This window comes from Aliivibrio sifiae (genome assembly GCF_002954705.1).
Lineage (GTDB): Bacteria > Pseudomonadota > Gammaproteobacteria > Enterobacterales > Vibrionaceae > Aliivibrio > Aliivibrio sifiae_A.
Genome location: NZ_MSCO01000001.1, coordinates 2,425,776 through 2,446,337 on the forward strand (window position 1 = coordinate 2,425,776; position 20,562 = coordinate 2,446,337).

General features: G+C 38.1%; 17 protein-coding genes and 3 tRNA genes. 10 read left to right on the plus strand and 10 right to left on the minus strand.

Translation table 11 applies throughout. The annotated features are described in order from the left end of the window. Positions 1–524: 524 nt before the first annotated feature. Positions 525–2,150: a methyl-accepting chemotaxis protein gene (locus tag BTO22_RS10750; protein ID WP_105055465.1), complete on the plus strand. Its 1,626-nt coding sequence runs from the start codon at positions 525–527 to the stop codon at positions 2,148–2,150. A gap of 156 nt (positions 2,151–2,306) precedes the next feature. Here BTO22_RS10750 and BTO22_RS10755 read toward each other — a convergent pair. From BTO22_RS10755 to hrpB, 5 genes are all read right to left on the minus strand, one after another. After that, a tRNA-Asn gene (locus BTO22_RS10755) sits at positions 2,307–2,382 on the minus strand. A 30-nt stretch (positions 2,383–2,412) separates the two neighbouring features. Then, a tRNA-Thr gene (locus BTO22_RS10760) sits at positions 2,413–2,488 on the minus strand. 56 nt (positions 2,489–2,544) lie between these two features. Further along, positions 2,545–2,620, minus strand: a tRNA-Phe gene (locus BTO22_RS10765). A gap of 190 nt (positions 2,621–2,810) precedes the next feature. After that, positions 2,811–5,186: a penicillin-binding protein 1B gene (gene mrcB / locus BTO22_RS10770; RefSeq protein WP_105055466.1), complete on the minus strand. Its 2,376-nt coding sequence runs from the start codon at positions 5,184–5,186 to the stop codon at positions 2,811–2,813. Positions 5,187–5,209: 23 nt separating this feature from the next. Next, positions 5,210–7,675, minus strand: coding sequence for an ATP-dependent helicase HrpB (hrpB, locus tag BTO22_RS10775; RefSeq protein ID WP_105055467.1), 2,466 nt, complete (start codon positions 7,673–7,675; stop codon positions 5,210–5,212). A gap of 59 nt (positions 7,676–7,734) precedes the next feature. On the opposite strand from hrpB, the gene sfsA reads away from it, so the two are divergent. The 7 genes from sfsA to panC all read left to right on the plus strand — a co-directional run bounded on the left by sfsA (position 7,735) and on the right by panC (position 13,650). Continuing rightward, positions 7,735–8,442, plus strand: a complete 708-nt coding sequence (gene sfsA / locus BTO22_RS10780) for a DNA/RNA nuclease SfsA (protein ID WP_105055468.1) — start codon at positions 7,735–7,737, stop codon at positions 8,440–8,442. Between the two features lie 162 nt (positions 8,443–8,604). After that, entirely contained in the window at positions 8,605–9,054 is a 450-nt protein-coding gene (dksA, locus tag BTO22_RS10785; protein ID WP_105055469.1) for an RNA polymerase-binding protein DksA, read from the plus strand. 64 nt (positions 9,055–9,118) lie between these two features. Next, positions 9,119–10,012 (plus strand): tRNA glutamyl-Q(34) synthetase GluQRS, encoded by an 894-nt coding sequence (gluQRS, locus tag BTO22_RS10790; protein ID WP_105055470.1) that lies wholly within the window; start codon positions 9,119–9,121, stop codon positions 10,010–10,012. 123 nt (positions 10,013–10,135) lie between these two features. Continuing rightward, entirely contained in the window at positions 10,136–11,461 is a 1,326-nt protein-coding gene (gene pcnB, locus BTO22_RS10795; RefSeq protein WP_105055471.1) for a polynucleotide adenylyltransferase PcnB, read from the plus strand. Then, a complete protein-coding gene (gene folK / locus BTO22_RS10800; RefSeq protein ID WP_105055472.1) occupies positions 11,458–11,943 on the plus strand; it encodes a 2-amino-4-hydroxy-6-hydroxymethyldihydropteridine diphosphokinase in 486 nt (161 codons plus the stop codon). Before pcnB ends, folK begins: the two co-directional genes overlap by 4 nt. 22 nt (positions 11,944–11,965) lie before the next feature. After that, positions 11,966–12,760: a 3-methyl-2-oxobutanoate hydroxymethyltransferase gene (gene panB / locus BTO22_RS10805; protein ID WP_105055473.1), complete on the plus strand. Its 795-nt coding sequence runs from the start codon at positions 11,966–11,968 to the stop codon at positions 12,758–12,760. A gap of 8 nt (positions 12,761–12,768) precedes the next feature. After that, positions 12,769–13,650: a pantoate--beta-alanine ligase gene (gene panC / locus BTO22_RS10810; RefSeq protein ID WP_105055474.1), complete on the plus strand. Its 882-nt coding sequence runs from the start codon at positions 12,769–12,771 to the stop codon at positions 13,648–13,650. Between the two features lie 73 nt (positions 13,651–13,723). Here the strand turns inward: panC and BTO22_RS10815 are convergent, their stop codons facing one another. The 3 genes from BTO22_RS10815 to BTO22_RS10825 form a co-directional block, all read right to left on the minus strand. Continuing rightward, positions 13,724–14,494, minus strand: coding sequence for an ABC transporter permease (locus tag BTO22_RS10815; protein WP_105055475.1), 771 nt, complete (start codon positions 14,492–14,494; stop codon positions 13,724–13,726). Continuing rightward, entirely contained in the window at positions 14,494–15,411 is a 918-nt protein-coding gene (locus tag BTO22_RS10820) for an ABC transporter ATP-binding protein (protein ID WP_105055476.1), read from the minus strand. The genes BTO22_RS10815 and BTO22_RS10820 overlap by 1 nt, the downstream gene beginning before the upstream one ends. Before the next feature lie 194 nt (positions 15,412–15,605). Next, positions 15,606–17,261 (minus strand): SulP family inorganic anion transporter, encoded by a 1,656-nt coding sequence (locus tag BTO22_RS10825; RefSeq protein ID WP_105055477.1) that lies wholly within the window; start codon positions 17,259–17,261, stop codon positions 15,606–15,608. A 293-nt stretch (positions 17,262–17,554) separates the two neighbouring features. On the opposite strand from BTO22_RS10825, the gene can reads away from it, so the two are divergent. Next, positions 17,555–18,208 (plus strand): carbonate dehydratase, encoded by a 654-nt coding sequence (gene can / locus BTO22_RS10830; protein ID WP_181044595.1) that lies wholly within the window; start codon positions 17,555–17,557, stop codon positions 18,206–18,208. A gap of 84 nt (positions 18,209–18,292) precedes the next feature. Here can and BTO22_RS10835 read toward each other — a convergent pair whose 3' ends face one another. Next, positions 18,293–18,544, minus strand: coding sequence for a DUF1127 domain-containing protein (locus tag BTO22_RS10835; protein ID WP_105055479.1), 252 nt, complete (start codon positions 18,542–18,544; stop codon positions 18,293–18,295). A 487-nt stretch (positions 18,545–19,031) separates the two neighbouring features. Next, positions 19,032–19,559, minus strand: coding sequence for a hypoxanthine phosphoribosyltransferase (gene hpt / locus BTO22_RS10840; RefSeq protein WP_105055480.1), 528 nt, complete (start codon positions 19,557–19,559; stop codon positions 19,032–19,034). A gap of 328 nt (positions 19,560–19,887) precedes the next feature. Between hpt and BTO22_RS10845 the strand changes: the two genes are divergently transcribed. Continuing rightward, complete coding sequence (locus tag BTO22_RS10845; RefSeq protein WP_105055481.1) at positions 19,888–20,493, plus strand: TetR/AcrR family transcriptional regulator; 606 nt, start codon at positions 19,888–19,890, stop codon at positions 20,491–20,493. Positions 20,494–20,562 lie beyond the last annotated feature (69 nt).

The following is a 20,562-nucleotide window of genomic DNA, read 5'->3' on the forward strand; positions in this document are numbered from 1 at the left end:
AATAGGTTTTAAATTGTTAAAGAGCTTTTCTTCTACTTTCAAAGCGTTTTCGCTTTTCTGTGAAGAGGACGGCCATTTTATCGATTTAAGTCTCAGTGTCAAGCACTTATTTGAAACTTAATTTCTAAACCATCTTACTAACTCTGATTACAAACCCCTTATGGGATGGGCTCTCCGTGTCAGTGAGGTCGCATTATAGAGAGTTCGAACACATTGGCAAGCTCTTTTATTAAATTAAAACTATTTTCCAATTCAAATGATGAAAAAACCACCAAAACATGAAATTTCTGTATATATAACGTTCAAATAATCTCAGTTTAAAACAAAAACAATTAAAACTAAGTATTTTATAAAGATATCTTTTATTTCTACAACCAACGGAAATCATGATTTAGATCTACCCCCCCCCTTTTTTTTAGTGTTATATAACCACAATCTATCAAGAATTCAAAAATCATTCCTTAAAGTTATTCATCAGCCGATTTAGTAGTTTAAGGATAACCATTATATTTAGGACAAACGACATGAAGTTGAAAACACAATCATATGTTCTTGCTGCTATTATTTTATTTTCGCTGATAACAATGACTGCGACTGGCTTATGGACGCTACGAGTAGCGAGTACTATAGACAATAAAGCTCGAGTCACAGAAATCTTTCAAACAACTTATAATTTAATTACCAACATGGAAGAAATGGTAAGAGAAGGAAAGATTGAAGAAAATAAAGCAAAAGAACTCACCATAGCTATCTTACGTAATAATATTTATAAAGATAATGAATATGTTTACGTCGCTGATGATAATTTAATGTTCTTAGCCGCCCCTCTTGATCCTCAGCTTCATGGCACAAGCTTTCATGAATTTAGAGATAGTAAAGGCCAAAGTGTTGGACAAATCTTAGATGATGCCATTTCTAAAACTCCAAATGGTATCGCTGAATATACTTGGTCATTAAAAATGCCTGACGGCAGTATTGATAAAAAGCTATCTATTGCAGAAAAAACAAAAGACTGGAATTGGATTGTAGGTACAGGAATCGGTGAAACAGAAGTAAATGCTCGTTTTTGGTCTACCGCCCAATGGCAATTTGGATTAGCTTTTATTATTGCTAGTTTAATTTTTAGTATTCTGATGATATCTATGAAGCGTATGATATCTTTATTAGGCGGAGAACCAAAGGATGTACATGCTGCAATCCAAACTGTTGCGGCTGGAGAGATAGTTACTCAATTTGATACAAAAGCAACTGAAGGCAGTATTTATTACGCAGTACAAACGATGAATCTTTCATTAGCTGAATTAGTTCAACACTTAACTCAATCAATGTTAGCTTTAAAAGCAGAATTAGCAGATGTACATTCAAGATCAGGAGCTGTAAGTCAATTAACGGAAAGCCAGCATCAATCAACCGAAATGATCGCCACAGCAATAACAGAAATGGCTTCCTCTGCAAATAATGTAGCAGAATCAGCACAGCAGACGGCAATGAATACGGATGAAGCAGATAAACAAAGTGTTCTTACTCAAACGTTAATTACTGCAACTGTCAATAATATAGAAGGACTAGCAGAACAACTAAGCACTGCGAGCACAGCAGTAGCCGAATTAGATAGTGAAGTTAATAACATTGTTAAAGTGCTTGATGTTATTGGTGATATTGCAGAGCAAACTAACCTACTTGCTTTAAATGCAGCGATTGAAGCCGCTCGAGCAGGAGAACAAGGGCGTGGTTTTGCAGTGGTAGCAGATGAAGTTCGCAACCTTGCCGGAAGAACCCAAGGCAGCACTAAAGAAATACAGCAAATGATATCTAACTTACAAGAAGGTTCTCGTAACGCCATTTCAACAATGGAAATTTGTGCTGAAACAAGCAAAAGTACTGTATCAGGATCTCAAAATGCTTCTGATGCTCTACAACAAATAGTTACTGCTCTTGAATCTATATCAAGCATGAGTCATCAAATTGCAACGGCTTCTGAAGAGCAGAGGCATGTTAGTGAAGACATTACTCAACGAGTAAATATGATTGAAGAAAGTGGTCAGAAGTTAGCAAATGTTGTTGCTGAAAGTAAAGACAGTACTCATACATTAACGGAACTAGCTGATGACCTAGAGACCTGGCTAAATAAGTTTCGCGTCAAAAACTAGTTAACTGCTGAATAAATTATAAATGGCATGCCACTTTGGTGTGCCTTTTTTATATCGGAAGATACATCAATTAATATATGGCGTAATTTAAAACGAGTATATTTTACTATAACAAGAACGAAAAAAACCTCGTCATTTCTGACGAGGCTTTAAATGTGGCTCCCTTTGCTGGACTTGAACCAGCGACATACGGATTAACAGTCCGGCGTTCTACCAACTGAACTAAAAGGGAACAGGTGTTACATCTCACTAGGAGAATTAATGGTGCCGACTACCGGAGTCGAACTGGTGACCTACTGATTACAAGTCAGTTGCTCTACCTACTGAGCTAAGTCGGCACACTAATTTTTTTATTGCTCGTGTTAATAAATTACTAAGCACCAACAATTTAATATGGTGCCCGGAGGCGGAATCGAACCACCGACACGAGGATTTTCAATCCTCTGCTCTACCGACTGAGCTATCCGGGCAACGAGGTGTATTAAACGGCTTTTACACCTTTAGGTCAACCTATAATTACAAATAAAAGTTCGTTTGATGAAAATACGTACTGAATGCTTGTTTTTATAACGTTTCATTAAACAAAACACTGATAGATAAGATCAAACATCACTTTCATTCGTAATTAGCATTATGGTATCAATCATAATTAGACGTTATTTATAGCCCCAAAATATCTGTTAACCAAGCCGCTGGGCTGTTTTTTCTATCACACTCTGCTTTATATTGACCACTTTTATCCCATATAGGTAACTTTACGCTTCCTCTGCAATTTGGTTCTAGCGTTTTATTTCTTTCCAAATCAAATCCAGCGGTTGTTACGTCATTAGGCCATGGCAATTGATATGCTTCTGGCGTTCGCAAATCAAGATAATCAGCATAAACTCTTAATGCACCACTTGAACCGGTTAATTTCATCGGTTTATTATCATCACGACCAAGCCAAGTAATAACAACTTCTCGTCCATCAATCCCAGCATACCAACTATCTCGAGAGTCATTACTCGTCCCAGTCTTGCCCGCCAAACCTGCCCAGCTGTATTTACTATTCAAAAATCTTGCTGTCCCTTCACTCACTGTTTTTTTCATACCATAAATAGTCAACCAAGTTGCCTGTTCAGGAGCGACACTAGAAGAGCGTGGAAAGTTTTCATATAGTAAGTTACCATCATTATCTACAACCGCCTTTAATGCTGTTAACTTTGCCTTCTTTCCTCCATTACCAAGAGTCTGATACATCTGAGCAACTTGATATGGCGATAAGTTAAGTGACCCTAACAGCATACTTGGTACTTGATTAATCTCTTGCGCATCTACACCTAATTTAACCAAGGTATCAGTCACCTTACTCAAACCAACCATCAAGCCTAAATTTACAGTGGGTATATTCAACGAGCGAGAGAGCGCGTAATATAAAGGAACTTGCCCTCTGAATTTACGATCAAAGTTTCGAGGGGTCCAAGTTGTCCCTTTACTCCCTTTTAATGAAATAGCCTTATCATCTAAAGTCGTAGCTAAAGAAAACTTATCTGGACTTTCTAGTGCAGACAAATAAATAGCAGGCTTCACTAAAGAGCCAATTGGACGCTTAGCATTAATCGCACGGTTGAACCCATCAAATCCAGTACGACTTCCACCGATCATAGCTCTGATCTCTCCACTTTGACGATCAACGATCACCATAGCAGCTTCTAAGCCTTTACCCGCTCGTTTCTCTAATTGAGGGATCCTCTTCTCTACCGCTTGCTCTGCCTTTTGTTGAGATAAAGGATCAAGAGTAGTGAACACTCGTAAACCCTCTCCTTTTTGATATGCAGCTCCTGCCTTCTCTTTCAATTCCCATTTGAGTTGTTGGAAATATGCTGGTTGTCTGGTCGCAATCGTTGCTCGTTTTTTTACATCTAAAGAACGACCCGCGGCCATCTCATATTGACGAGGGGATAAAATATCTTCTTGCATCATAAGACGTAATACTAAATCTCGGCGCTCTTTTACTCTTTCAGGAAAACGCATTGGATTGTAATAAGAAGGTCCCTTTACCATGCCAACTAACATAGCAAGTTGGTCAATACGTAACTCTTCAATTGGACGTCCGAAATACACTTGAGCAGCCAACCCAAAACCATGAATAGCCTCTCCACCAGTTTGCCCTAGATACACTTCATTTAAATATGCTTCTAAAATACGGTCTTTGCTATAACGATAATCAAGTATTAAAGCAATATAGGCTTCGCGAACTTTACGCCATAAGGTTCGCTCTCTAGATAGAAATAAGTTTTTAGCTAATTGCTGAGTTAGAGTACTTCCACCTTGAACTGTTCTTCCTGCTTTTGCATTGACTAATGCAGCACGAGCAATTGCCAACGGTGATACACCATCATGCTGATAAAAATCTCTATCTTCTGTCGCTAATAACGCATCAACCATCACTTCAGGAAACTGTTCTCTTCGTAAGAACAAACGCTGTTGATCATCATCCGCATCTAACATTCCTAAAAATTGAGGCTCTATCTGTAAAAAACCCATTTGTTTTTTTGCAGTTCTATTCTCAATCTTTTGTAACCCGTCAACATTAAAATACAACATGACATGACGATCTGGCTCAGGCCCTTGTTGAAACTCAAAAGGGCGGCGGATCAATTCAATTTTTGTTGATGATGATGAATACTCACCAGATCGTTGAGGTTGACTCACTTTTTGGTACTTTAATAAATCCAATTCTTTTTTAACTGACTGCAGGCTAATACTTTGTCCAGGAGATAATGTCAGAACACGGCTATAAACCACCGTCGGCAAGCTAAATAATTGTCCATCAAACCGCTTTTTAACCACGGTATCTAGGTAAATACCAGCGATAACGAGAATAGCTAGCAAAATTAAACCTAGCTTAAAGCACAGCACCAATAACCCTTTCCAAAATGAACGAGAGGATTGTACTTTCTTTTTAGTTGTCGTTTTCTTTTTGGTTGCCGCTTTCTTTTTTGTCGTCGCCTTTTTCGGCGCAGCCTTTACTGGTGTTTTTTTCTTTTCAGCCATGAGAGATCTTTTAAATTGAGAAATTAATTAAAGTGACGTTTTGTTTTTTTTGTCGCTTGATGAGTTGCGGGATCATCAGGCCAAATATGCTTGGGATACCGTCCTTTCATTTCTTTTTGTACTTCTTTGTATGAACCACTCCAAAACCCTGCTAAATCACTGGTCGTTTGCAGCGGCCTTTTAGCTGGAGATAATAACTCCATCACTAATTTCTTTGTTCCTTTCGCTAATAACGGCGTTTGAGCTTCACCGTAGACTTCTTGCATTCTAACTGAAATTTTAGGATCAGATTGCAACTCATAACAGATCTTTGCCTTTGTCCCTGTAGGTAATAAATAATGTGTTGGAAAATACTCATTAATCAGCTTTATCTTATCCCAACCAACATACGCTTCTAACGCATCAATCAGATTAAGGCTCTTAAGTTGCTTATCGCTTTTAATCCCATTCATAAAAGGCAACAGCCATTCATCAACCTTCTCAAGCAGGTCACTTTCCCGCATAGCAGGGAGAGAAATTTCGGGCAACCACTCACAACAACACAATAAACGGGAATGTAACGCTTGAACGTCTTTATTCCAATCCAAACACATCAAGCTTTTTCGTTTGAGCATACTAAGTAATGCGAAAGATATTTTGTCAGGATCAGGTGAACTTATGCTTTTCCTTTCAAGAATTAGTCTCCCTAGATAACGTCTATTTTCAGCCACCATCCTGCTTGATTTTTCATCCCAATCAACATATTCATTTTCGGTGATTAAATGAGATGCGGCGTTCATTAATGATGATTTAGATAATGGTGCCGCAAGAAATACATAACTTCGATTTTGATTGCCTTTTAACAAATCCACCACGACTAGATAATCACTTTGTGCAATAGACTCAATTTCATCCATTTGAACGCCATGACCATTTGCTAATTGAAATTGCCCTATAGAACCTTTAGCCATCGCTAATCGTTCTGGAAACCCAACAGCAAGAACTTCGCCAATAATATCTATAGACGCAAGTTTGGCCTCTTCTTTTACGGATAATAATTTTGCTAAACGTTGAATACGCTGTTGATAATAAGCTTGCTTTGGATACTTACCATCAATCAATAAAGAAAGATGAAAGCTCAAATCTTTCGAAGAAATCGATTTTGCAGGTTCTTCAATAATAGGAAGTAAATACAAAGCAGTATGCAAGTATTCAATTGAATGCTGTTGAGCTTGTAAAATAATAGCCGCAAGTCTAGGTTCAAGGCCTAATCGTTGTGATTGCTCACCAAGTGCAGTCAATTGACCCTGTAAATCAATAAATCCCAATTGACATAATAAAGAACGAGCCTGTTCCGTATTTACAGTTGGCGGTGGTGTTAACCACTGTAAATCGAGTGGATTCGTCACCCCCCACTTAGCAAGCTCTAATACCAAAGAAGATAAATCTGAAGATTCAATTTCTGGTGATTGCAGTAAAGCTTGTTGCAAGTATTGCGACTCACTGTATAAACGAATGCAAATACCCGCTTCTAAACGTCCTGCGCGCCCTTTTCTTTGCTCTGCAGATGACTGTGCTATACGTCTCTGCTCTAACTTTGTAATGCCAGTTTTAACATCAAATGTGGCTTTACGTTCATAGCCACTGTCAATAACAATCCTTATCCCTTCAATCGTCAAACTGGTTTCAGCAACATTGGTCGCTAACACCACTTTACGTTGCCCTTTAGCCGCAGGTTTTAGAGCTTGCTGTTGCTTTCTAGGAGCAAGCTGACCATACAGGGGGGCAATCACGATATCAGAAGGAAGATCGCTTAATCGCTCTTCTAACTGCTTTATTTCACCAACACCAGAAAGAAACACAAGTATCGAACCTCGCTCATCGCTAAGAGCTCGACGAATTGTAGATTCAACCGCTTCGACTATTCTTTGGTTTACTTTCAAGGGTGCATAGAAGGTCTCAACAGGAAATAATCGACCGTCAGACTCAAGATAGAGAGCCATAGGTAATAAACTTTTTAGTGATTCTTGATCTAACGTTGCCGACATGACTACTATTTTTAAGTCATCCCTTAAGGCTTCTTGAACCTCAAGAGAAAAAGCCAAAGAAGTATCAGCATGTAAACTACGTTCATGGTATTCATCAAATATTAGTAGCCCTACCCCCGATAATTCAGGGTCAGCTTGGATCATTCGAGTCATCACACCTTCAGTTACGATCTCTAAACGAGTCTTTGAACTGACTTTAGTCTCTCCTCTCACTCTAAAACCAACTTGCTCCCCCACTGACTCACCTAGTTGAGATGCCAAATAATTAGCTATATTTCGCGCAGCCAACCGTCTAGGTTCCAACATAATGATTTTACCCTCAATCACATTTTCTTTTAACAGCATTAAAGGCAGATACGTAGATTTACCTGCGCCTGTAGATGCTTTTAAAATAATTTGAGAATGGTGACATAACCCTTCAATTAATGACGGGATCACTCTTTCAATAGGTAACTGTGACAATCGTTTCGCCTTATGGCATTATCTCGAATTAAACCATTGTACAAAAAAACAGTAGTTAAATGAAATTTGAACCTGAATTAGAATCTGGAGTGTTAATAAAACGCTATAAACGCTTTTTAACCGACATTGAATTACCAGATAAAAGCGAGCGAACTATCCATTGTGCCAATACTGGTGCGATGACTGGCTGTGCAACCCCTGGCAATACGGTGTTTTTTTCGACATCCAGTAACCTAAAGCGCAAATATCCTAATAGTTGGGAGTTAAGCGTCACAGAAAAGAATCACACAATATGCGTTAATACCATTAGAGCGAATCAACTCGTCGTTGAAGCAATTCAAAATAAACAAGTTGATGAGCTAAATGAATACAACACACTTAAGACAGAAGTGAAATATGGTTCAGAAAATAGCCGTATTGATATTCTTCTTAGTGAAGATTCATTACCTGACTGCTATATTGAAGTGAAGAGCGTTACTTTATTAGGTAGGGAAGGTCAGGGTTATTTTCCTGACGCAGTGACCACTCGAGGACAAAAACACCTACGAGAACTGAGTGAAATGGCATTAAATGGAAAAAAATCCGTTTTATTTTTCGCTGTTTTACATTCAGGTATTGAAAAAGTATCAATCGCACACCATATAGACCAAAAATATAATTCTTTATTAATAGATGCGATTGAAAGTGGGGTTACGGTTCTCTGTTACCAAGCAGAGATGTCACCAAAAGAGATGAAGATCGTGCGTAAGCTACCTTTTAGTATTTAGTTGCTTTAATAAGCAATCATTACATTCTTTTTAAGAAAAGTGCTACGTTCTTGCTACTAGATCTCAATTGGTGTATTCAATATTTGATTGCCCCTTTTCTTTCTGTTATAGATAGCGGCCTCATTGGCTGGTGAAAGTCAAAGACGTTTAGGAGAAGCTGTAATGCCTGAGAGCAATACAAAAAGAACGCTAGGTATTCTAGCTATCGCTGGTGTTGAACCTTACCAAGAAAAAACTGGTGAAGAGTACATGGGCCAAGCTCAAGTTGAACACTTTACTAAGATTCTAGAAGCTTGGCGTAATCAACTTAGGGATGAAGTTGCACGCACAGTAAATCACATGAAAGACGAAGCAGCGAATTTCCCAGATCCAGTAGATCGCGCCGCTCAAGAAGAAGAATTTAGTTTAGAACTGCGTAATCGTGATCGTGAACGCCGTCTAATTAAAAAAATTGAAAAAACACTAAACAAAATTGAAGAAGAAGATTTCGGCTTCTGTGATTCTTGTGGTGTTGAAATCGGTATTCGTCGCCTAGAAGCACGCCCAACCGCTGATCTTTGTATTGACTGTAAAACACTTGCAGAAATCAAAGAAAAGCAAATGGCTGGCTAATACCAATCAAAATAATAAAAAGGGAGCGCTGGCTCCCTTTTTTACGTTTATACAGTGATATACGATGACTACTCAATACATAGGTCGCTTTGCACCATCTCCATCAGGCCCATTGCATTTTGGTTCTCTTGTTGCTGCTTTAGGCAGTTATTTACAAGCAAAGTCTCAACAAGGCCAGTGGCTAGTTCGTATTGAAGATTTGGACCCACCTAGAGAAATCGCAGGTGCGTCAAGTCTAATTATCGAAACCCTAGCAAGCTATGGATTTGAATGGGATGGTGAGATTGTTTATCAGAGCCAAAGACATGATCTTTATCAATCTCAAATCGACCAATGGGTTAAAGAGCATAACGCGTATTTCTGTCAATGTACTCGTAAACAAATCAAGGAGGATGGTGGATTTTATTTAGGGCATTGCAAACATAAGCAACATCCAAAAGAAAGCGCTTCCGTCCGTCTTGTTATGCAACACCCTGTTGAATCATTTTCTGATATGAAACATGGCACTATTCAAATACCATCTCAATTAGCTCAAGAAGATTTTATTATCAAACGTCGGGATGGCTTGTTTGCTTATAATCTAGCAGTTGTATTGGATGATATTGAACAAGGAATAACAGAAGTCGTTCGAGGGGCAGATTTAATTGAACCTACAGGACGTCAAATCTCTCTTTATCGTCAATTAGGTAAAAAAGAAGTCAGTTATCTTCACTTACCACTTGCTGTTGATGATTCTGGGAATAAACTATCAAAACAAAACTATGCTCCTGCTATTGATAACGCGGATCCAAAACCAACGTTACTTGCTGCGTTACAATTCTTAGGTTTTTCCTTACCAAAGGACATAGAAACCGCCACATTGAATGAAATTTTTCAATGGGCAATCAAAAATTGGCAACTAAAACAGCTTCCAACTGGGCTTGAGATCACTACCCCATTCTCAAAACCTGCAATTTAAGCTATAATGTGCGCCTATTTTTGACTGCTCACTTGAATATCGAGGTAAATTATCTTTAATCAAGTTGCCCGTTTTTGTCGTAATTTACTCAAAAACAACAGTGATATTTGCTCTACAGAGGATTTGAAACTGAACGTAATCACACGCCAAGAACATAATATTTCACGTAAAGACCTTAGCGATAATGCGCTAAAAGTACTTTACCGTTTGAGCAATGCTGGATATGACGCCTATCTAGTAGGCGGAGGTGTACGCGATATTCTTCTAGGCCAAGAACCTAAAGACTTCGACATCGCTACAAATGCCACACCAGAGCAAATCAAAAAACTATTCAGAAACTGTCGATTAATTGGTCGCCGATTTCGTCTAGCTCATATTCTTTTTGGTAGAGATGTCATTGAAGTGGCGACTTTCCGTGGTCACCATAAAGAAGAAGAGTCAGAGAAAAAAAACATATCATCTCAATCTAAAGAAGGCATGCTATTACGTGATAACGTATATGGCACAGTTGAAGAAGATGCACAGCGTCGTGATTTCACAATAAATGCAATGTATTACAACATTGCTGACTACTCGATTCACGATTATGCCAACGGTATTGAAGATCTAAATAACGGCATTGTACGTTTAATTGGTGATCCTGAAACGCGTTACCGTGAAGACCCAGTTCGTATGCTTCGAGCGGTGCGATTCGCTGCTAAATTAGATATGACGATTTGCGATAAAACGGCAGAACCAATGGTTGAGTTATCACCACTATTGCGTGATATCCCTGCCGCTCGTTTATTTGAAGAGTCACTAAAATTACTGCAAGCAGGTAAGGGGCTAAACACCTACTACATGCTACGTAAGTTTAATTTATTTCAGCAATTGTTCCCTGCGCTTACTCCTTTCTTAACTGAAGAAGGTAATAGCCCAACAGAGCAAATGATCGAACTAGTATTACGCTCAACAGACAAGCGTATTAATAGTGGCAAGCGTGTTAACCCAGCCTTTATGTTTGCAGCAATGTTGTGGTATCCATTAACAGCTAAAGCGCAAGAAGTGCAAGATGAGAATCCAAAGTATGATCACTACGAATCCATTATGGAAGCGTCTAATATCATGCTTGATATTCAAGTTAAAAGTACTGCGATTCCACGCAGACTAACCGCGACTATTCGTGACGTTTGGCAACTTCAGCTTCGACTTCCTCGTCGTAATGGAAAACGCGCCTTTGTTCTTATTGAACAGCAAAAGTTCCGAGCTGCCTATGACTTCTTAGAAATGCGTGGGGCGGTCGAAGGTGGGGAAGTGAAAACTTTAGCTGATTGGTGGACTGAATTCCAAGATGCCCCAGCCCCACATCGTAATAACATGATTCAAGGTTTACATGGCGGTCGTTCTACAGGTACACGCAAGCGTCGTAGTCCATATCGTAAGAAAAAAAGAGCAAATAACGACTCATGATCAAAGTAATTATTGCAATTGGGAGTAATCTTGGAAACCCAGTAGAACAGGCGAAAGTTGCGATTGAAGCACTTCATCACCTGCCAAACTCTAAAGTGACTGCAACCTCTTCACTTTATAGTAGCTCTCCAATGGGCCCTAAAGATCAACCCGATTACATTAATGCCGTTGTTGAACTTGAAACTAACCTTGAACCATTAGACCTACTTGACCTCACTCAAAAAATTGAACTTGAGCAAGGTCGTGTGCGTAAAGATGAACGTTGGGGACCAAGAACCCTCGATCTCGATATTATTTTATTTGGCGATCAAATGATCGACAATGAGCGATTAACTGTGCCCCACTACGGCATGAAAGAACGTGAATTTGTTCTATATCCGCTCTCAGAAATTTATAACGATTTTACCTTTCCTGATGGCGTAACACTTTCTCAGCTACTCACAAAAGTAGATAGAAATGGCTTAACTATCTGGCAAGCGTAATCGCTTTTAGTAAGGATGTTTTATGAAAAAAATCTCTATTAATGACTTAATGAAATGGAAGCAAGAAGGCCGAAAATTTGCAACAGTAACGGCTTATGATGCTAGCTTCTCTCAACTGTTTGAACAGCAAGAAATGCCTGTTTTACTTGTTGGTGATTCATTAGGTATGGTTTTACAGGGTAAAAATGACACATTACCTGTAACAACAGAAGAGATCGCTTACCATACTCGCTGTGTTCGTGCAGGGAGCCCAAATAGCTTAGTAATGGCTGATATGCCATTCATGAGCTATGCAACCCCTCAACAAGCCTGTGAAAACGCTGCTAAATTAATGCAAGCTGGCGCTAATATGGTGAAAATTGAAGGTGGTGAATGGATAGCAGAAACGATTAGCATCCTTGCTGAACGTGCAGTACCTGTTTGTGCACATCTTGGTTTAACGCCTCAATCAGTTAATATTTTTGGTGGTTTCAAAATCCAAGGCCGTAATCAAGAAAAAGCAGATCAAATGGTAAAAGATGCATTAACGCTTGAAAAAGCAGGGGCTCAAATTATTTTACTAGAATGCGTTCCGGCTTCACTTGCTGACCGCATCACTAAAGCATGTAAAGTTCCAGTAATTGGTATTGGCGCAGGTAACGGCACTGATGGTCAAATCCTAGTTATGCACGATATGTTTGGTATCTCTGCGAACTACATGCCTAAATTCTCTAAGAACTTCTTAGCTGAAACCGGTGATATGCGCACCGCGGTAACTAAATATATTCAAGATGTTGAGCAAGGGCTATTCCCTGCTGCTGAACATACATTTAATTAAGGAACGTAATGGACATTTTTTCTGAAATTCTGCCATTACGTGAGCAGATTAAAACATGGAAACGTGAAGGAAAGCGCATTGCTTTTGTTCCTACCATGGGCAATCTGCATGAAGGTCACCTTACCCTTGTTCGTACTGCACGCGAACACGCAGATATTGTTATTGCGAGTATTTTTGTTAATCCAATGCAATTTAACAATGTTGATGATTTAACGAACTATCCTCGTACCCTTGATGATGATGTAGAGAAACTAACGGCTGAAAAAGTAGATTTAGTTTTTACTCCTACTCCTGAAATCATGTATCCAGAAGGATTAGATAAACAAACAACGGTTGACGTTCCTTTTATCTCGACTATCTTAGAAGGCGCTTCTCGTCCTGGGCACTTTAAAGGTGTTTCTACTGTTGTAAATAAGTTGTTTAATATCGTTCAACCTGACGTTGCTTGTTTTGGAGAAAAAGACTTCCAACAACTCGCTCTTATTCGTCAAATGGTTATTGATATGGCCTTAGATATTGAGATTGTAGGCGTTGCTACGGTGCGTGAAGCTGATAGCTTAGCTATGAGCTCACGTAATAACCTTCTGACATTAAATGAACGTCAGCGAGCCCCAGTTCTAGCGCGTACAATGCGCTGGATCAGCAGCCAGATGCGTGGCGGTCGTACTGATTATGAATCGTTAATAGAAGATGCCAATGATCAATTACGTGCGGCTGATTTGCAACCTGATGAAATCTTCATTCGTGATGCAAGAACACTTCAAGAACCAACAGAAGAAACAACTCAAGCTGTAATCTTAATGGCCGCCTTTCTTGGTCAAGTTCGATTAATCGATAACTTGGTTGTTGAACTTCATATTGCAGCAAGCGAAGAAGAGACAGAAGAGTAACTCTTACTCTATCTCCATATTAAAAAAGGGCTGATGATTCATAATCATCAGCCCTTTTTTTAAAAGTTCTACTTTAGCTTCTTAAGCCGGTTCCCTTTGATATTAAACGAAAAGCAATAGCGTACAAAGCAAGAATAAAAACCGTTAACACAGAAAAAGCCGTTCCAATTCCTACATCCGAAACGCCTAAAAATCCATAGCGGAAAGCATTTACCATATAAACGATTGGGTTTAATTTAGAAACCTCTTGCCAAAATTCAGGCAACAAACTAATCGAGTAAAAAACGCCACCCAAATACGTTAATGGCGTTAATATAAAGGTTGGAATAATACTAATATCATCAAATGTTCTCGCAAAAACGGCATTAATTAGCCCGCCCAAAGAGAACACAATGGATGTCATTAATACTGTTAGCATTATCACACCAAAATGAGCAATTTGAATATCAACAAAAAACAGTGATACACAAGTAACTAAGGCACCAACCAATAGTCCACGAACAACACCACCGCCAACAAAACCTGCAATAATGATGTAATTAGGTACAGGTGCTACTAATAGCTCTTCTATATTCTTTTGAAACTTAGCACTAAAGAATGAAGAAGCCACATTAGAGTAAGAATTCGTAATAACAGACATCATGATCAAGCCTGGAACAATATATTCCATATAACTAAAGCCACTCATTTCACCAATGCGAGATCCAATCAAGTTACCAAAAATAATAAAATAAAGGGTCATGGTAATCGCTGGTGGTACAAGGGTTTGTACCCAGATACGAGTAAATCGATTTATCTCTTTAGATATAAGACTTTTAAACGCAGTCCAATATAGATCCATCATTATTTAGTTTCCCCATTACGAACAATACTTACGAATAACTCTTCTAATCGGTTCGCTTTATTTCTCATAGAAAGCACATTGACACCTTGATGATTCAATTGCTCAAAAAGGTAATTCAATCCTTGAGACTTATCGATTTCAACCTCTATAGATCCTTCTTTACTGCTTGTTACTTTCGCGCCTTCTAGCTGAGGAATAGGGCTACCTTCAGCAAAATCTAAAATAAAGGTCTCAACTTGAAGCTTATTAAGCAGCAGTTTCATTGAGGTATTTTCAATGACTTCCCCTTTATTAATAATCCCGATATTCCTACATAGCATTTCCGCTTCTTCAAGGTAATGCGTTGTTAAAATAATCGTAACGCCTTGTTCGTTAATCTGCTTTAAAAACTCCCACATAGAACGGCGCAGTTCAATATCAACACCAGCGGTAGGCTCATCAAGAATTAATAACTTTGGCTCATGCATTAATGCGCGAGCAATCATTAAGCGGCGCTTCATACCACCAGATAAATTACGTGCTCGATCATCTTTTTTATCCCAAAGATCGAGTTGAGATAAGTATTTTTTAGCTCGCTCTTTGGCAAGAGTTCGAGATACACCATAATAGCCCGCTTGTTGTATGACTATCTGCTGCACCGTTTCAAATGGATTAAAATTAAATTCTTGAGGTACTAATCCAATCTGTTGTTTTGCTTGAACCAAATGGGTATCAATGTCATGACCAAATACTTTCACTCGACCAGAGGTTTTATTTACAAGTGAGCTGATAACGCCAATGGTTGTTGATTTACCTGCTCCATTTGGTCCTAGCAAAGCATAAAAATCACCTTGTTCAACGGTTAAATCAACCCCCTTTAGAGCTTCAAAGCCGCCGGCATAGGTTTTTCTTAATTGTTCTATTTCTAATGCGTACATATATTTACCCATCGCCTAGATTAAGCATTTATTAATATATCTAGCTTATCGTTGAATTACGATGAATGCAATTGCATGCTTGCGATTAATCAAAGCAATCTAATGTTAAGCACAGCCAAGCATCAAAAATAAATCGTATAAATAAAAATGGCTGAATATAATATTCAGCCATTTTTAAGACTTAATGCACAAGCTTAGTTCATACTAAGTGAGACTTGCTTTACTGCAGACTTGAGTGCTTCATAACGGAAAGAATAAGTTTTTTGCTCCGGGATTAAATCTAATATGTGGAATTTTTCTAACTGCATTCTTGTATTCTCGTTAGGACATAGTAAGTACACTTGGCAATCTGTATCCAACGCATCTTTAATTGCATTCTCTAAGGCTAAACCAACAGTAACATCAATCATCGGTACATCCGTTAAATCTAAGATCATCACCTCATAGTCAGAAATACTACTATGTTGACGTGAGATCGCCTTTGACACACTAAAGATCATCGGGCCAGATAGATAGAAGAACAATACTTTTCCGTTTGCCTTATCAAGCAGCGCTCTTTCACTATCTGTTAAAGGTACGTCGTCTTCATCAGCATCACTAATTGCTTTAACTTGTCTTGCTTGTTCACGACTCAACCTTTCGATAATAATAATGTTTGAAATAAAAACACCAAGACCAACCGCAACAATCAAATCAACAAATACCGTCAGTAGCATTACGCCATACATGATCGCCATACCTGCAAAACTTACTTTATGCGCTCGTTGGATAAAACTCCAATCCAGAATATTAAAACCAACATATACAGCAATGCCTGCCAATACAGCCATTGGAATAGGTTCAGTTAACCCACCAGCGACTAATACGACTAAAGCAAGTACTGCAGCTCTAAATACACCTGATAAAGGAGAACGAGCGCCAACCTGAATATTCGTTACCGTTCCCATTGTTGCGCCCGCCCCCGGTAAAGCACCAAATAGCCCAGAGATCATATTAGCCAAACCTTGACCTCGTAATTCTTTATCTGAATCATGCTCTTTACGAGTTAAAGAATCGCCTATAACTGCGGTTAACAACGTATCAATACACCCTAATGTCCCCAAAACAAGTGCATCAATCACCATGGTCATAAACATATCACTGTTAACCGTAGGAATAACGATAGAAGGTAATCCTGCAGGGATCTCTCCAATTCGACGAATAGACCCCATATCAAAAATGATGACAGAAATGAGAGTGACTGCGACTAAAGCAACTAATTGAGAAGGAACATATTTACGATAATGTTGGGGAAAAAGAAACAGAACTGCGAGCGTCAGTAAGCCAAGAAATAATTCTTTAATGTCTAAGTTAGCTAATGTATCAGGTAAAGCAGTAAGCGTACCCATGACACCACCAGATGGCGCCGCATGACCCAGTAAAGGTGAAAGCTGTAAGATAATGAGAATAACGCCAATCCCAGACATAAAGCCTGAAATTACACTGTAAGGCATTAATGTAATGTATTTCCCTAGCTTTAATGTCCCCAATAATATTTGGAAAGCACCCGCCATCATTACGACGGTAAAGGTCATTGCAATTCCAGTCTCAGGGTATTTAGCAACCATACTGGTTAAGACCGCGGTCATAATCACGGTCATTGGCCCGGTAGGTTCCGAGATCAATGTTGAAGATCCACCGAATAAGGACGCAAAAAAACCAACCATTATTGCGCCCCAGAGACCGGCTTCAGCCCCTGCTCCCGAAGCAACACCAAAGGCTAATGCTAAGGGTAGTGATATGATGGCTGTTGTTACCCCACCAAAAAGATCACCTTTTAAATTTATGTTTTCAAATCGTTGCCCAAACACCACTAGCTCCTTGCTATAAACACATTAACTTCATTAATTTAACAAATGTTATTCTTCTCTCATAACAGTTAATTAGAACTAATCAGTTTTGCTTATGTCTTATCTATCTAGTTCATGTTTCAAATCCTACTTTTAAAAGCATCTACTCGTCAGATGAGTGCTTTTAGAGTAACTTTTTAGCAGATTGAAATTGTAACATTGTGTATAGTAAATAAACCTGTTGACGTTTTTAACAGAAAGAAGTTTAGGTAAAACCCCTTCTTCTTATGTATTTAAGGGATGAAAAATTTAAAATGCCAGAGATCAAAGAGCTTTTTGAAAACAATTCTAAATGGGCTAAATCAATTAAAGCTGGACGTCCAGAATATTTTGCCCAACTTGAGGAAGGACAAAGCCCAGGGTTCCTATGGATTGGTTGCTCAGACAGTCGAGTTCCTGCAGAGCGTTTAACAGGACTACATTCAGGTGAGTTATTTGTGCACCGTAATGTAGCCAATCAAGTGATTCATACCGATCTAAATTGCTTATCCGTATTACAATACGCTGTCGATGTATTAAAAATTAAGCACATTATTGTTTGTGGTCATTATGGGTGTGGCGGTGTTAATGCTGCCATCGAAAACCCACCGTTAGGGTTAATCAATAACTGGTTACTTCATATTAGAGACTTATACCTAAAACATAGAACCGTATTTGGTCAAATCCCTCGTGAAAAGTGGGGCGATAAATTATGTGAGATAAATGTTGCTGAGCAAGTTTATAACGTAGGTAATTCAACCGTAATGCAAACCGCTTGGGAACGAGGTCAAGATGTTCAAGTTCACGGCGTTGTTTATGGTATGGGAGATGGTGTATTAAATGATCTTGGCGTTAAAGGCCACAGCCGTGAATCATTAGAAATATCCTATCAAGCTGCTATGTCAGTAATCACTCATGTGAATAATTGATGATAAAAAGCGAATAGTTCTACTTTTTACCATCAAGAAAGTTAGCCAGAGAAAGTATTCACATCTTCTTTCTCTGGCTTTTTATTACGTTGTTATTCGCAAACGTATGAGTCGGCGAAGATGTCGAACTTGACGTTCCGCTTTAATCTCAGTGACTTCAAAATGGCTAATAGTACGCCCATCAATATGTAAGCCAATGTCTTTTAAAAGATATTCATTTCCCCATGGGATTTCATACTGAACTTTACGAACTCTTCGTTTCCACTCGCGTTCTTCTCGTGCAAAATCGGCTTTAATTAATAAAGTAGCTAAATGTAGATATAGTGAATGACGCATAATATTTCTCCAAAATATGGCTAGAAATAACGCGACTAAAATAGTAAAGATGGGAGTATACCTTCTTAGATAGCCGCAATATTCGCAGCCAAGAAAGTTACGAATTAATTATAAATTTTGATCGTTACCAGTAGTAAACGATGTAATGGTGGCACAACACATTTTGTATGAATGAATAACTGTCATGTTGACCTCATAAAACTTAAAATTAACTCTATAAATAGGTAAGTTGTAAATTAGATTTACGGTTAAATTGTAACCGCTAGTGATTAATAATCAAGCACAAAACTTCAACAAAAACAAAACAAAATAAACACACTGATATTCTGAATTAACTTCACTATTTACTTAGTAAATATTTTGTATATATCCAAACCACACTATTATTAGCTATATATTATAATTAGTAGTTCTATAGATAATAAAAAAGCGGAAAATACTTTGTATCCCCCGCCTTTAATAATACGTTGATTTAACTCAATACTTATTATTGAGGTACGACTTTACCAATATAAGGTAAGTTACGGTATTTTTGAGCGTAATCAATACCAACACCAACAACAAACTCATCAGGAATTGAAAAACCAATCCAATCAACCTTAACATCAACTTCACGGCGAGAAGGCTTATCAAGTAAAGTACAAATAGCAATTGAGTTTGGTTCACGAATAGATAAGATCTCGCACACTTTACTCAGAGTATTACCAGTATCAATAATATCCTCAACTAATAAAACATCTTTACCTTTAATATCATCATCAAGATCTTTTAAGATTCGTACATCACGAGTACTTTCCATACTATTGCCATAGCTTGATGCCGTCATGAAATCAACCGTCATTGGTGTTTCAATCGCACGAGCTAAATCAGCCATAAATACAAATGAACCACGTAATAAACCAACCATGACTAAACCTTCTGATGCTTTATAATGCTCAGATATTTGTTGGCCTAACTCTTTAACTCGCTGGCTTACCTCTTGTTCAGAGATCATCACTTCTACTGTATGTTTCATACCATCTCACTTATTCGTTGAACCTACCCACGGTAGGATTTAGACCTATATAGTCTACAACAAAACCACTAATGACATGCGTCGAATTACAAAAGTTTTTCATGCCACTTTATGACTAACCATCTAATTTTATAAAATCAATTAAAATCAAAAGGATTAATACGGTAAACCATTGCAATTTTTTATAAATAACCTTTAAGTACGTCATATTTTTAATTGATTAAGTGAATATTTGTTGAATATATAAGCTGCCTTATGTAAAGTTATTGAGCATAATAATAATAAAACCCTATATAAAATAATAATTTGTTGGCAAGGATATAATAATATGGATACGATCCAAAAAAGGCCTAGAACAAGGCTATCTCCAGAAAAGCGCAAAGAACAACTGCTTGATATTGCAATTGAGGTATTTTCACAACGTGGTATTGGTCGTGGCGGCCATGCTGATGTTGCTGAAATAGCGCAAGTCTCAGTCGCTACTGTATTTAATTATTTCCCAACAAGAGAAGATCTTGTTGATGATGTATTAAATAAAGTAGAAGAGCAATTTCATCAATTCGTTAAAGACTCCATTGATCTTGATGTAGATGTTCGATCAAACCTTCATACATTATTAATGAACATTATTGATACTGTTCAATCTGGTAATAAGTGGATTAAGGTATGGTTTGAGTGGAGTACTTCGACTCGTGAAGAAGTATGGCCTCTTTTCTTAAGTACACATGTGAATAATCAAAAAATTATTCGCACTATGTTTACTGAAGGAATTGAACGTAATGAAGTATGTAATGACCATACTCCTGAAAACCTAGCGAAAATGCTTCATGGCATCTGCTATACTGTATTTATCCAAGCAAACCGTAATCACGCAGCTGAAGAGCTTGAAGATACGGCTAACTGCTTCTTAAATATGCTGTGTATTTATAAATAATATTCAGAACTCAGAAAGTAGATAATAAAAAACCGCTGATTAATCAGCGGTTTTTTTATATTTAAACTC

Excerpts from the sequence above, each read along its gene's own strand:
- BTO22_RS10750 (WP_105055465.1), top strand. The coding sequence starts at position 525 with ATGAAGTTGAAAACACAATCATATGTTCTTGCTGCTATTATTTTATTT.
- mrcB (WP_105055466.1), bottom strand. The coding sequence starts at position 5,186 with ATGGCTGAAAAGAAAAAAACACCAGTAAAGGCTGCGCCGAAAAAGGCG.
- sfsA (WP_105055468.1), top strand. The coding sequence starts at position 7,735 with ATGAAATTTGAACCTGAATTAGAATCTGGAGTGTTAATAAAACGCTAT.
- dksA (WP_105055469.1), top strand. The coding sequence starts at position 8,605 with ATGCCTGAGAGCAATACAAAAAGAACGCTAGGTATTCTAGCTATCGCT.
- gluQRS (WP_105055470.1), top strand. The coding sequence starts at position 9,119 with ATGACTACTCAATACATAGGTCGCTTTGCACCATCTCCATCAGGCCCA.
- folK (WP_105055472.1), top strand. The coding sequence starts at position 11,458 with ATGATCAAAGTAATTATTGCAATTGGGAGTAATCTTGGAAACCCAGTA.
- panB (WP_105055473.1), top strand. The coding sequence starts at position 11,966 with ATGAAAAAAATCTCTATTAATGACTTAATGAAATGGAAGCAAGAAGGC.
- panC (WP_105055474.1), top strand. The coding sequence starts at position 12,769 with ATGGACATTTTTTCTGAAATTCTGCCATTACGTGAGCAGATTAAAACA.
- BTO22_RS10815 (WP_105055475.1), bottom strand. The coding sequence starts at position 14,494 with ATGATGGATCTATATTGGACTGCGTTTAAAAGTCTTATATCTAAAGAG.
- BTO22_RS10820 (WP_105055476.1), bottom strand. The coding sequence starts at position 15,411 with ATGTACGCATTAGAAATAGAACAATTAAGAAAAACCTATGCCGGCGGC.
- can (WP_181044595.1), top strand. The coding sequence starts at position 17,555 with ATGCCAGAGATCAAAGAGCTTTTTGAAAACAATTCTAAATGGGCTAAA.
- BTO22_RS10835 (WP_105055479.1), bottom strand. The coding sequence starts at position 18,544 with ATGCGTCATTCACTATATCTACATTTAGCTACTTTATTAATTAAAGCC.
- hpt (WP_105055480.1), bottom strand. The coding sequence starts at position 19,559 with ATGAAACATACAGTAGAAGTGATGATCTCTGAACAAGAGGTAAGCCAG.
- BTO22_RS10845 (WP_105055481.1), top strand. The coding sequence starts at position 19,888 with ATGGATACGATCCAAAAAAGGCCTAGAACAAGGCTATCTCCAGAAAAG.